This is a genomic window from Sebaldella sp. S0638, assembly GCF_024158605.1.
GTDB lineage: Bacteria > Fusobacteriota > Fusobacteriia > Fusobacteriales > Leptotrichiaceae > Sebaldella.
Window position 1 is genome coordinate 20,458 of the sequence record NZ_JAMZGM010000014.1, and the last position, 12,757, is coordinate 33,214.

Annotated in this window: 13 protein-coding genes; 12 read left to right on the forward strand and 1 reads right to left on the reverse strand. The window is 35.3% G+C overall.

Going from position 1 to position 12,757, the window contains the following annotated elements; genetic code table 11:
• The first annotated feature begins 1 nt into the window (after position 1).
• From rsfS to NK213_RS06045, 12 genes are all read left to right on the forward strand, one after another.
• Positions 2-307: a ribosome silencing factor gene (rsfS, locus tag NK213_RS05990; protein ID WP_253347836.1), complete on the forward strand. Its 306-nt coding sequence runs from the start codon at positions 2-4 to the stop codon at positions 305-307.
• Between the two features lie 9 nt (positions 308-316).
• Positions 317-799, forward strand: a complete 483-nt coding sequence (locus NK213_RS05995) for a hypothetical protein (protein ID WP_253347838.1) — start codon at positions 317-319, stop codon at positions 797-799.
• Positions 786-2,552: a penicillin-binding protein 2 gene (gene mrdA / locus NK213_RS06000; RefSeq protein ID WP_253347840.1), complete on the forward strand. Its 1,767-nt coding sequence runs from the start codon at positions 786-788 to the stop codon at positions 2,550-2,552. Before NK213_RS05995 ends, mrdA begins: the two co-directional genes overlap by 14 nt.
• Positions 2,553-2,573: 21 nt before the next feature.
• Entirely contained in the window at positions 2,574-4,358 is a 1,785-nt protein-coding gene (locus NK213_RS06005; protein WP_253347841.1) for a ribonuclease J, read from the forward strand.
• Positions 4,359-4,679: a YhbY family RNA-binding protein gene (locus NK213_RS06010; protein WP_253347843.1), complete on the forward strand. Its 321-nt coding sequence runs from the start codon at positions 4,359-4,361 to the stop codon at positions 4,677-4,679.
• 1 nt (position 4,680) lies between these two features.
• A complete protein-coding gene (locus tag NK213_RS06015) occupies positions 4,681-5,142 on the forward strand; it encodes a divergent PAP2 family protein (RefSeq protein WP_253347845.1) in 462 nt (153 codons plus the stop codon).
• 15 nt (positions 5,143-5,157) lie between these two features.
• A complete protein-coding gene (dxs, locus tag NK213_RS06020; protein ID WP_253347847.1) occupies positions 5,158-6,963 on the forward strand; it encodes a 1-deoxy-D-xylulose-5-phosphate synthase in 1,806 nt (601 codons plus the stop codon).
• On the forward strand, positions 6,960-7,700 hold the full coding sequence (locus NK213_RS06025; protein WP_253347849.1) for a TlyA family RNA methyltransferase: 741 nt from the start codon (positions 6,960-6,962) through the stop codon (positions 7,698-7,700). The genes dxs and NK213_RS06025 overlap by 4 nt, the downstream gene beginning before the upstream one ends.
• Positions 7,701-8,144: 444 nt before the next feature.
• On the forward strand, positions 8,145-9,473 hold the full coding sequence (locus NK213_RS06030; RefSeq protein WP_253347851.1) for a S41 family peptidase: 1,329 nt from the start codon (positions 8,145-8,147) through the stop codon (positions 9,471-9,473).
• An 8-nt stretch (positions 9,474-9,481) separates the two neighbouring features.
• Positions 9,482-10,156: a 16S rRNA (cytidine(1402)-2'-O)-methyltransferase gene (gene rsmI, locus NK213_RS06035; RefSeq protein WP_253347853.1), complete on the forward strand. Its 675-nt coding sequence runs from the start codon at positions 9,482-9,484 to the stop codon at positions 10,154-10,156.
• Entirely contained in the window at positions 10,153-11,010 is an 858-nt protein-coding gene (ylqF, locus tag NK213_RS06040) for a ribosome biogenesis GTPase YlqF (protein WP_253347855.1), read from the forward strand. The genes rsmI and ylqF overlap by 4 nt, the downstream gene beginning before the upstream one ends.
• Positions 11,011-11,344: 334 nt before the next feature.
• On the forward strand, positions 11,345-11,617 hold the full coding sequence (locus tag NK213_RS06045; protein WP_253347857.1) for a contact-dependent growth inhibition system immunity protein: 273 nt from the start codon (positions 11,345-11,347) through the stop codon (positions 11,615-11,617).
• Between the two features lie 237 nt (positions 11,618-11,854).
• Here NK213_RS06045 and NK213_RS06050 read toward each other — a convergent pair whose 3' ends face one another.
• Positions 11,855-12,724: a DUF368 domain-containing protein gene (locus tag NK213_RS06050; protein WP_253347859.1), complete on the reverse strand. Its 870-nt coding sequence runs from the start codon at positions 12,722-12,724 to the stop codon at positions 11,855-11,857.
• Positions 12,725-12,757: the final 33 nt, after the last annotated feature.

Consider the following 12,757-nt stretch of genomic DNA (forward strand, 5'->3'; position numbering starts at 1 on the left):
AATGGAAAATTCAGTAAAAAAAGCTATTGAAATAATAGAGAGCAAAAAGGGAGAGAACATAAAAGTGTACGATGTACAGGGAAAAAGTCCCTTTATGGATTATGTAGTGGTGTGTGACGGGAGTTCGAGCGTAAAGATGGAAGCTATCGCAACTGAACTGAAAAAAGAGATATCTACATACAAATCTATGGAAGGTGCCGGAGAAAGCCAATGGATATTAATTGATTTCGGAGATTTCGTAGTAAATATTTTTAATGAGGAAAAAAGGGAATATTATAATATCGATGAACTTTATCAAAGTAGTTAAGAGGGGATTATGAGAAAACTTTTTTATGCGATTATATATTTTTTGATTTTTATTGAACCGCTCACAGGCGGACATATAAAGGTTTTTATTTCACTGCCTTTTGCAATGGCGTTTTTGGTATTTCTAGCACAAACAAAGAAAGAAGAACAGGGTATTCATTATATATTTATAGTTTTGCTCCTGACCCTGGGAGGCGGGATGTTTTTCTGGAAGTCAGTAATATTTTTAATATTATATTATCTGATTGATACTTTGGTAAGAAAACTGCCTTTGGAATATTCACTGAAAGATTTTGTTATGGTATTCATAGTTAATCTTGTATTTTTGATATTAATTAATCTTAAGAATGTGGCATTCATGGATTTTTTATCATTAAGATGTATTGCCGTAATTGGTATTCAAACAGTGTATTCTTTAATTTACTTATTAATTTTAAAAAAATCGGAAGGATTAATGATAGATAAATATGAGAAGACAAATGGATATAGATGACGAAGGGAGAAGTATAGCTTTTCTTGTGATAGTCGGACTTATTTCTCTGGTTTTGATAGGACGTCTGGTGTATTTACAGATAATACAAAATGATCTTTTTAAACAAAGAGCACAGAGAAACAGTCTGAAATCCAAGGTAATGAAGGCAAGCAGAGGATTGATACTGGACAGGGACGGTAAGATACTCACAAGAAATAATGTGGGATATCAGGTTGTCTACATAATGGGTAAAAAACATGAGGCAAATCCTGATGATGTTCTTTTGATGTCAGAATATACGGGGATGAGTGTTACCGATCTGAAAAAACGTATAAAAAATCAGCCTAGAGCCGGATATGAAAATGAAGTAATAGCAGTGGAAGATCTGGATAAGGAAATAGCTCTCAGAATGGCTGAAAAAATAACAGACAATGAGAGAATAGAAGTAAGAGAATATAATAAAAGATTTTATCCGGAAGATATGCTTGCTTCTCATGTAATAGGATATATGAAGCCTATTGATGACAAAGAATGGGATGTCCTGAAAAGTGACGGATCATATAACAGAAATGACTATATCGGAAAAAGAGGCGTCGAAAAACAGTACGATAAAGTCTTAAAAGGAGTAGACGGGGAAGAAATAGTCGAGGTAGACGCACATAGAAACGTAAAGTCCATACGTGACAGAAAAGACAGTATAGCAGGAAAAAATATCTATCTTTCAATAGATTTGGACTTACAAAGATATATGACAGAACAGTTCAAAAATGACAAGGGAGCTTTTATTGCAATGGAAGCAAAAACAGGGAAAATAATAGTAGCAGTAAGTAATCCCGAATATAGTCTGAACTTTATGTCTTCAAGATTTTCATCAGAAGAGTGGGATAAATTAATTAATGATCCTAATAAGCCTCTGAATAATAAGTTTTCAGGTTCTGCTTATCCGCCGGGATCTACTTTTAAAGTAGTAACCGGGATGGCAATACTCGAATCAGGAATAAGTCCGCAGCAGACAATGTATTCGACTGGTTCATTTCAGATAGGAAGAACAATTTTCAGAGATTCACACAGAGGCGGACATGGAACAACAAATTTTTATAAAGCAATAAGAGAATCAGTAAATACATATTTTTATACATTTTCGAGAGAGGTGGGAATAGAAGGAGTCGCAAAAGCAGCAACAGATTTCGGTTTGGGAGAAAGAGCCGGAATAGACATTCCCGGGGAAGAAAAAGGAGTAGTACCTACACCGGAATGGAAAATGAAAAGATTTGACCAGAAATGGCTTCCTGGAGATTTGGTGAATATGTCCATAGGTCAGGGTTATGTCCTTACCACACCATTACAGGTCCTGATGGTATATCAGGGATTAGCCAATAAAGGAGTAATGTATAAACCAACTGTTGTAGATAAATTTGTATCTTTTGATGGAAAAGTAGAAAACAAAGAACCTGAGGTGCTTAGAAAGCTTCCTTTTAAGCCGGAAAACATTGAAATAATAAGAGAAGCTCTGAAAGAACCTGTAAGTAAACCAGGCGGAACTGCAAGAATACTTTATTTTCCAAACTTACCTGTTTCAGCAAAAACTGGAACGGCACAAAATACCGGATTTAAAGATCACCATTCATGGCTGGCGGGATATTTCCCTTCAGATAATCCAGAAATTGTATTCATATCACTAGTAGAAGGTGGAGGATACGGAGGGGTGGCATCCGGAGATTTGGTTAGAAAGTTTATAATAAAGTATAATGAAAAATACAATATAGCACAATAAAAGTAAAGAGTTGGAGGAAACATGAAATTTAATTACGTGGAAGGTAAGAAAGCCGAGAAGGCAGAAAAAGAAGAGAAAATAGAAAAAAGTGAAAAAATAGAGAAAAACACTAAGAAAGGCGCTGTTGCTGATAAACAGGGCAAAGAAGAGAAAGTGTACATAATACCTCTGGGAGGACTGGAGGAAGTAGGGAAGAACATGACAGCGTTCCAGTATAAAGACGAAATAGTAATAGTGGACGCAGGGCTGACATTCCCGGAAGACGAGCATCTTGGAATAGATGTAATTATACCGGATTTTACATATCTGGAAAATAATAAAGATAAGATAAAATCTTTATTGCTGACACACGGACATGAGGATCATATAGGGGCTATCCCTTATCTGTTCCAGAAATTAGGAAGTACAGATATAACTATTTACGGAGGGAAACTTACTCTGGAACTTGCAAAAGCCAAGTTTGAGAAGAAAGATGCAGTAATCCCTAAGATGAAAGTAGTAAAAGGAAGAACAAAGCTAAAGCTTTCAAAGTATTTTTCCGTGGAATTCATAAGTGTAACACACAGTATAGCAGACTGTTATGCAATCTGTATTAAGGCACCGGCAGGAGTAATACTGCATTCAGGTGACTTTAAGGTAGATTTGACTCCGGTAGACGGAGAAGGATTCGATTTTGCACGTTTGTCACAATTAGGTGAAGAAGGTGTGGATCTTTTACTATCGGATAGTACCAATGCAGCTGTTCCGGGATTTACACCATCTGAAAGAAGTGTAGGCGAAAGTCTGAGAGAGGAATTCGGAAAAGCTAAAGGAAGAATCATAATAGCAGCGTTTGCATCTCACATACACAGATTACAGCAAATAGTGGATATAGCACAGCTGTATAACAGAAAAATAGCAATAGACGGAAGAAGTATGGTAAAAGTATTTGATATCGCATCAAGACTTGGTTACCTGAAATTTCCTAAAAATATGATAGTTGACCTTCAGAAGTCAGATAAACTTGCTCCTGAAAAAGCAATTATACTATGTACGGGAACACAGGGAGAACCTTTGGCGGCATTGTCAAGAATAGCCAACGGGACACATAAGTATATTTCCCTGAGAGAAGGAGACACTGTAATAATATCAGCTACACCAATACCGGGTAATGAAAAAGCTGTTTATAAAAATATAAATCATCTGCTTAAAAAGAATGCAAATGTGGTATTTGAAAAGGTAGTGGGAATACACGTTTCAGGACATGGATGCCAGGAAGAGCAGAAAATAATGCTAAGCCTTGTAAAACCTAAGTTTTTCATGCCTGTTCACGGTGAGTATATGATGTTAAAGAAACATAAGGAACTTGCTGTAGCAACAGGAGTACAGCCGGATAATGTTATTCTTACAGAAAACGGAAACAAGGTAGAACTTACAAAATCACACTGCAGAATAACAGGAAAAGTACAAAGCGGAATGACATTAATAGATGGTTTCGGAATCGGAGATGTGGGGAATATAGTTCTTAAAGACAGACAGAATCTTGCAGATGACGGAATAGTAATAATAACAGTTTCCCAGTATAAAAACGGAAAGTTCAATAAGCAGATAGAATTGGTAACAAGAGGATTTATATATAACAGAGAATCTGAAAACCTTATTCTGGAAACTAAAGAGCTGATAAAACTGGAACTGGAAAGCATAGAAACAAAAGAGATAAAAGAAATAAGCAAAGTTAAGCAGCTGCTAAAAAGCAAAGTAGGAGAATTTTTATACAAAAAGACAAATAGAGAACCTATAATTTTGCCGATAATAATGGAGGTTTAGATGAAGTTAAGCAGTAAACAGAGAGCACTTTTAAAAAAGATGGCACATGATATAGAGCCTGTGGTGAGAATCGGCAAAGGCGAGGTAGACAGTGATCTTTTGGACAGTATCAGTAATGTAATAAATAAAAGAGAATTAATAAAAGTAAAGGTACTTCAGAATTCTGATGTGGAGGATATGAAGGAACTGGGAATCGGGCTGGCAGAAAAAACTTCCAGTGTATTCGTGGACAAAATAGGAAAAGTAATAATTTTATTTAAACCAAAAAAAGAAAACGGTGTAATCACACAGGAAATTTTGAAAAAAAGGAAGGGTAAATAAAATGTCTACGGGGATTATTTTTGGAAATAGGATATTGGATGTGGCAGTAATAGCCTGCTTTGCTGCACAGTTTTACAAGGTATTTTCTCCCCTTTTTATGGGGAGAAAAGCCAGCTGGGTCAGACTCTTTCAGACGGGAGGTATGCCTAGTTCACACGCATCAACTGTGGTTGCGCTGGTTACTTCCATAGTTCTGCTGAAAGGGATGGCTTCAGCGGAATTCGCCATATCAATGGTTTTTGCAAGTATAGTGCTTTATGATGCAACAGGAATAAGAAGGGCAGCTGGTGAACATGCCAAAGCTCTGAACAGGCTTGTAAAAAGCATAGAGCATAAAGATGATTTTGAGAAAATAGAGGCAAACTTTAAGGAGTTCTTGGGACATACACCTATGGAAGTATTCTGGGGGTGTGTTTTGGGACTAATTATAGGAGTTGCATTTAAAGGATATCTTTTAGGATAAAGGATGAACAAACACATGGAAGATTTGAAAAAAATGAGCATAAAAGAGCTGGACACTTTATGCCAGGATATAAGAAACGAGATTATAGAGGTTGTATGTAAAAACGGCGGGCATCTGGGACCAAATCTCGGAGTGGTGGAACTGAGCGTAGCACTTCACTATGTGTATAATTCACCTGAAGATAAGGTAGTCTGGGATGTGGGACATCAGTCATATGTACATAAGATGCTCACAGGCAGAAGAGATGAGTTTCATACAATAAGAAAAAGAGGGGGACTGGGGCCGTTTACCGACCCGGGTGAGAGTATTCACGACCAGTTTATAAGCGGCCATGCCGGGAATGCTTTGTCTGTATCAGCAGGGCTGGCAGTTGCTAATCCTGATAAAAATATAACAGCAGTTATAGGTGATGCTTCTTTTGCAAACGGGACTACTCTTGAAGCCTTAAATGACATAAATGGTAAATTAAAAAATCTGACAATCGTAATAAATGATAATGAGATGTCAATAGGGGAAAATGTAGGAGCTATATCCGGAATATTGAACAAAGTAATAAACAGTCATTTTTATCTGAAATTACGTAAGGATCTGCGGTATGCACTAAGCAGATATCATATAACCAAACCTATTGTAAAACCGACTGAAAGAGCAGAACAGTCATTAAGATCTATTGTGACTCCAGGCGGATTTTTTAATATACTGGGTTATGACTATATAGGACCTATAGACGGGCATAATCTGGAAAAGCTGATAAAAATTTTAGAGGAAAACCCAAAAGACAGAACAAGGGTTATTCATATAAAAACTAAAAAGGGAATGGGATATTCACCGGCAGAGGCAGATCCTGAGAGTTTTCACGGGATCGGGCCTTTTGACAAAGAGACAGGTGAAACAATAGGAAAATCACAGATTTATTCAGATGTATTCGGAACAAAAATGGAAGAAATTTTTGCCAAAGACAGTAAAGTAATCGCTTTAAGTTCGGGAATGATAAAAGGAACAGGACTGAAAAATGTATGGAAAAATTATCCGGACAGAGTGTATGATACCGGAATGACAGAGGGGCATACTGTGACCTTTGCCGCGGCACTTGCCAAAGAGGGAATGAAACCTTATGTGGCAATATATTCTACATTTTTACAGAGGGCATATTCTCATCTTATACATGATGTGGCAATATTAAAGCTTCCTGTGAGATTTATTTTGGACAGAGCCGGGGCAGTGGCTGATGACGGGAAGACACATCAGGGGATATTTGATATAGCTTATCTGCTTACAATACCTGATATTGATATAGCAGCACCTACATCACGGGAAGAATTCAACAAAATACTGGATATGTCACTAAATATAAATACTCCCCTTGCGATACGTATACCAAAGGATACACCTCTTGACTATGAATTCCCTGCTTATGAATATGGTAAGTGGAATAAAATCAGCGAAGGCAGCCAATGTATGATAATAGCATGCGGGGCAATGTTTTCCGAAGTAATGAAAATAAAAGATAAACTTGATGAAAAAATAGATGCTGCTGTAGTCAGTGCAGCATGGGTAAGACCTTTTGATACGGAATTTATAAAAAGGGAATTTCCTAAGTATAAAAAAGTACTGATTTTGGAAGATGGGATAGAAAAAAGCGGATTTGGTACTGAAATACTTGAATACGTGAGTGATTCAGGCATAGACACCAGAATTATAAGAAAAGGCATAAGACAGAAGTTTTTGCCGCATGGTAAGAGGTCTGAGCTGCTGAATGACGAAAAACTTACAGGAGAATCACTGCTTGAAGATATATTAACAAAGGTGTTGGGAAAATGAAAAGAAGACTAGATACGTATCTTGTGGAGGAAGGTTATTTTGACAGCAGAGAAAAAGCTAAAAGAGAAATAATGCTTGGAAATGTAATCATAAACGAGCAGGCAGTCACCAAAGCAGGAACAATGATTAAAGATAATCAGGAACTTAATATAAGGATCAAGGAGAAATTGAAATATGTAAGCAGAGGTGGTCTGAAGCTGGAAAGAGCCTTGGAATACTGGAGTCTTGATTTTAATAATAAAAAAGTTCTGGATATAGGAGCTTCTACTGGTGGTTTCACAGACTGTGCCTTACAGAACGGAGCAGATTTTGTATACGGCGTGGATGTAGGGAAAAATCAGCTTGACTGGAGACTTCGAAATGACAAAAGGGTGAAATCCCTTGAGGAAATGCACATAAAGGATCTTACTATAGATGATATAAATAATGAAAAGACGGATTACATTGTGATAGATGTTTCATTTATATCACTCACATCTGTTTTTAAATATTTCAAAAAATTCCTGAAAGACGACGGAAAAATTATAGCACTGATAAAACCTCAGTTTGAAGTGGGAAAAGATAAAATCGGGAAAAACGGAATAGTTAAAGAAGAGGAATATCGTGATGAAGCAATAAAAAGTGTAATAAAAGAAGCACTGGCATGCGGATTTAAAGTGCTTGAGGTAATAGAGTCGCCGATTACGGGGACAAAAGGAAATATAGAATATTTATCTTTATTTGAGCCAATACTTTGATAATAAGGTTTTGATATATAAAGAGCATAAAAGCTTAATCAGCTGAAAGCAATAGCAGCAGATAAAATTTATTAAAAAATAAATGAAAATTGTCTTACTTTAAAATACTTAAATAAATCGGCAGAAGACAAGCGTTTTGGTGCTGTCATTAGAAAGACCGGTTAAGTACGAATAAGACAAAACACTGGAAATTAAGTCGGAAAAATGTTATAGTTTATAATCGGGAGTTTTTTATATTAAAATTTATATCTGAAAAATAGCATAGCAGCACAGAAAATAAGTTATATAAAAAATGATTTTGATGGCTAACTTCCAATACTAATTATAAGGGTTTTATGATCAAATTGCTCAGATAAGGTATAAGTACCTTGGAAATGAAATATTTAAAAATATAAATTTATCCGGCAGGTACTGGAATATATTACAAATAAAGGAGAAAATCATATGAAAAATAAAAAATATGTGTTATTGACTACAATAATGGTTATATTATTGAGTCTTCCAATTTTGTGCAGCACAACAGCGGCAAAAAAAACTGACGCCAAAACTGATAATACAAAGCAGCAGCAGGCAGCAGTTTCAGAACCTGCAGGTTATTTTAAGGATTCAGCAAATCTGAATAAAATTACTAATATTATAAATATCGTACAGCAAAAATTCGTCGGGAAGAAAAATCCCACAAAACAAGAGCTTTATGAGTATGCTATGACAGGAATAGTAAACGGGCTGGATGACCCGTATTCTGAATATCTTACAAAAAAAGACCTTGAAAGTTTTACTGAAGACCTTGACGGTGAGTATGTGGGAGTAGGAATGTCAATTGACAAGAAAAAAGATGCTCCGCTTGTGGTAGTATCTCCGTTTATAGGGAGTCCGGCTGCTAAAGCAGGTATGAAAATCGGTGATAAAGTAATAAAAGTAGACAAAACAGATATCATACCATTAAATGCTACTGAAACAGTAAATCTGTTAAAAGGTAAACAGGGAACAAAAGTGGATGTGGAAGTAGTCAGAGAAGGCGTAAAAAATCCTTTTGTGGTAACAATAATAAGAGATACAATTAAGCTTGAGATGGTAGAAAGCAAAATGCTTCCGGATCAGATAGGCTATGTGAGTCTTCTTAAATTTGGAAACCATACAGGTGCAGAATTGAAAAAGCATATAGAGCAGCTTCAGTCTCAGGGAATGAAAGGTCTTATACTTGATTTGAGATCAAATCCGGGAGGATCGCTGAAAGAAGCTCAGGACATAAGTTCATTATTTATAACACAGGATCTTGTGGTATATTTGAAGTATAAAAACGGTCAGGAAACAAGATATAACAGAACAATGCCTAATCTTGGGAATTTTCCTCTTATAATCCTTGTAAACGGAGGAAGTGCGTCAGCATCTGAAATAGTTACAGGAGCAATAAAAGACTATAAAAGAGGAACAATTATAGGACAGAAAACTTTTGGTAAGGGAATAGTGCAGGAAGTAATGCCGCTTGAAGGCGGAGACGCAATAAAGCTTACGGTTGCACAATACTTTACACCAAACGGTAACTATATACATGAAAAAGGAATAGAGCCTGATATAAAAGTAGATATGGAAGAAGTTCTTTCAATAAAAGGTTATGCTAATGACAGTGAAGAAGCAAGACAAAACAGAATGAAAGAAATAAGAACATATCTGGAAAAAGAAAAAGGAAAAGAAGAAACTGACAAAATAATAACAGCAGGAGACGTGCAGTTAAAAAGAGCAGTAGAAGAGATGGAGAAAAAGATAAAATAGGAGATAAAATGCTGTATATAGTGGGGACGCCTATTGGAAATATGGAAGATATGACATACAGAGCCGTAAAAACTCTGGAAAGTGTGGATTATATCTTTTCGGAAGATACAAGGGTAAGCAGAAAGTTACTGGATCATTATGAAATAAAAAATACTCTTTATCAATATCATGAGCATAATAAAAGTCATCAGATAGAAAATATAATAAATCTTCTGAAAGATGGTAAAAATATCGCATTGATAACAGACGCAGGGATGCCGTGTATTTCAGATCCGGGTTATGAGCTGGTAGATGAAGCACATAAAAATGATATAAAAGTGGTTACAATACCGGGACCTTCGTCTATAATAGCCGGAGCGAGTATTTCCGGGATGAACCTCAGAAGGATGGCTTATGAAGGCTTTCTTCCCAAGAAAAAAGGGAGACAGACTTTGTTTAACAAGCTGAAAGAAGAGGAAAGAACCATTATAATACTGGAATCTCCAAACAGAATATTGAAAACATTAAAAGACATAAATGAATATCTTGGCAACAGATATGTGGTCATAACCAGAGAGCTGACGAAGATATACGAAGAGGTTATCAGAGGCAATGTGACAGATTTAATATACAGAATTGAGAAAAAGCCTTTGAAAGGGGAAATAGTTTTACTTATAAAATCAAAGAAAGAGGAAGAGGAATGAGTATAAATTGGTACCCCGGTCATATGAAAAAAACAAAGGAAACAATTGCAGAAAATCTGAAAATTGTAGATCTGGTAATAGAGGTACTGGATGCAAGGATTCCTCTTTCGAGTAAGAATCCTGATATTTCCAAGCTTGCAAAGAATAAGAAAAGGCTTACAGTACTGAATAAAGTGGATCTCGCTGATGAAAGAGAAGTAGAGAACTGGAAAGAGTATTTTATAAAAAATGATATTTCCGACTATGTTCTGGCGATTAGTGCTGAAAAGGGAACTAATTTGAATGAATTAAAAAAAATAGTGGATGAAATATATATTGAAAAATTAGAGAAAGCTAAGAAAAAAGGGCTTAGGAAAACAGAAGTAAGAGCTCTTATAGCCGGGATTCCCAATGTGGGTAAGTCGAAGCTGATAAATAAATTCGCAGGGAAGACGAAAGCCAGAGTGGGAGATAAGCCCGGATTTACAAGAGGGAAACAGTGGGTAAAAGCGAGTGATAAACTGGAACTCTTGGATACTCCCGGAGTTTTATGGCCGAAGTTTGATGATCCTGAGGTAGGATACAGTCTGGCAATTACTGGTTCTATTAAAGATGATATACTGCCAATAGAAGAAGTAGCATCAGTTTTTATAGACAGAATGAGAAGAACAGGCAGACTGAGTCAACTGGTGAAGGTTTATAATCTAGAAACAGAGATCGAAGATAAGGAAAATCATGAAATACTCGAAATTCTTGAGGAAAGATTAGGGATAATAAAAAAAGAAGAAACAAATTATAATAAAGTTTCGCGTTTTCTGTTAAGAGATTACAGAAGCGGGAAAATAGGGAAGTTTTCTTTGGAAACAACAGAATAACTGAGATTAGGCGCTGTAGTGATACGCCGCCTTTTTTTATGGTGTTTCGGTGTTTCACGTGAAAATTGTGTAGAATGGTGGGTATGGGTTTTGGATGAAGTTTAATTAAATATTTTAGATTCGGCTTTGTTTTCCAAAAATAATAATTATAAATTAAGTAAGAAAATAAAATCGGTTGAGTGGTAAAGCATTTATAGATGAAAATTTTTATAATTTAATTGTTAAAGTAAGTGATATAAAAAATATTACATCAGATTTTACTAAATTTTAACTAAAGCACTTACTAGCAGATGATAAATGGAAATAGGAAATTTTTTTATAAGGGGAGTGGAAAATGAACGAAAATTACCCATGTTTAATATATTTTATTGAGTGTTATTTCAATTGGAGCATGGATTACAATGATTTAGAGAGACTCGCAGAAAAATATTTAGAAATAGAAAATGATAAATATATTTCGCTTTTAAAAGAAGAAATAAAAAAGTTGAAAAGTTTGCCTAATTCTTCTGAAATATTAAAACAAATAGTTTATGATTATGGAAGTCGAAAATTGAATTTAGAAAAGTCTATGAAAATGCTCAATCTATTGGTTAGAGTTTTTTTATAAAAATTATAGGAGAATTACGAGTAATTGTACTGAAATAAATCATAACGCTTATGAAACAAATGATGGTAAGATTAGTAGATAATAAAAATCTAAACAATTAAAGAAAAAATACGCACAAATTTTGAAATGATCTGTAAAATAGATATTTATTTTAAGAAGACCACAAAGGCTGAATTCCATATACCATGAAACTCAGCCCTTTTAAATTACTATCTATTATAAAGCACAACCCTAAATTCACCCGCTATATTTAGCATTGAATTTCAAGGAAAGAACAAGTCCGGCTAAAAACAGCAGGATTCCTGTAATATAAACGAAGAAATTCCCGGAATACCCTGGAATCAGTTCAGGAACAGACCCGAGCATAAATCCCAAAACTGCATAATATGTAAAACTGTATGATTTTTTAAACAGAAAATCCATTAATTTTGAAAACAATAAGGCACCTGCTGCAAGACCCAGACAAAGAGGAATCAGAATCAAAATATTATTGATAATTTCTCCGTGCATAGATTTTGAGACAAAAGGAAACAGAAAAATATATTTTATATCTGCAATCATTTGCAGAAAAATTCCGTATGCTCCTATAAGCATAAGAAGAACTGTTCCGCTGATCCCCGGAATTACCAAGGGCCCTGCCATTATGACACCTGTAATAAATATATATAAGAAGTTCCTGAAATTCAGATAAAAATCTTCAGTTTCTACTTCCATATCACTGTTTCCTGCTAAAGAAAAAAATATAGAAACTGCAAATGCAATAAAAAACGGGATAAGGCAGAAAACAGAGAACCCGTTTTTATTAGCCTGCTTGAAAAGTCCCGGTATGGTACCCAGAAAAAGTCCGCAGAGTGAAAACATCGTAGGTATTTCATAATGGGTAAACAGAAACTTTTGAACATTGCTGAATAAAACTATTCCAAGACAGGCTCCGGAACCAACAACAGCAAGGAAAATAAAATTTTTCTTCGGATCTTTGAAAAAATTGCTTACAGAGTGTATGAGTTTTTCATAAAGTCCGAATATAACAGCAAGAGAACCGCCGCTTATTCCCGGAAGTATGGCACCTATGCCAATAACTATTCCTTTTGTAAAATTAGAAAGCATTTTGATAAACCTCCATTAAATGTATATTTGTAA

Coding starts and splice junctions, on each gene's coding strand:
- rsfS (WP_253347836.1), top strand. CDS start 2: ATGGAAAATTCAGTAAAAAAAGCTATTGAAATAATAGAGAGCAAAAAG.
- NK213_RS05995 (WP_253347838.1), top strand. CDS start 317: ATGAGAAAACTTTTTTATGCGATTATATATTTTTTGATTTTTATTGAA.
- mrdA (WP_253347840.1), top strand. CDS start 786: ATGGATATAGATGACGAAGGGAGAAGTATAGCTTTTCTTGTGATAGTC.
- NK213_RS06005 (WP_253347841.1), top strand. CDS start 2,574: ATGAAATTTAATTACGTGGAAGGTAAGAAAGCCGAGAAGGCAGAAAAA.
- NK213_RS06010 (WP_253347843.1), top strand. CDS start 4,359: ATGAAGTTAAGCAGTAAACAGAGAGCACTTTTAAAAAAGATGGCACAT.
- NK213_RS06015 (WP_253347845.1), top strand. CDS start 4,681: ATGTCTACGGGGATTATTTTTGGAAATAGGATATTGGATGTGGCAGTA.
- dxs (WP_253347847.1), top strand. CDS start 5,158: ATGGAAGATTTGAAAAAAATGAGCATAAAAGAGCTGGACACTTTATGC.
- NK213_RS06025 (WP_253347849.1), top strand. CDS start 6,960: ATGAAAAGAAGACTAGATACGTATCTTGTGGAGGAAGGTTATTTTGAC.
- NK213_RS06030 (WP_253347851.1), top strand. CDS start 8,145: ATGAAAAATAAAAAATATGTGTTATTGACTACAATAATGGTTATATTA.
- rsmI (WP_253347853.1), top strand. CDS start 9,482: ATGCTGTATATAGTGGGGACGCCTATTGGAAATATGGAAGATATGACA.
- ylqF (WP_253347855.1), top strand. CDS start 10,153: ATGAGTATAAATTGGTACCCCGGTCATATGAAAAAAACAAAGGAAACA.
- NK213_RS06045 (WP_253347857.1), top strand. CDS start 11,345: ATGAACGAAAATTACCCATGTTTAATATATTTTATTGAGTGTTATTTC.
- NK213_RS06050 (WP_253347859.1), bottom strand. CDS start 12,724: ATGCTTTCTAATTTTACAAAAGGAATAGTTATTGGCATAGGTGCCATA.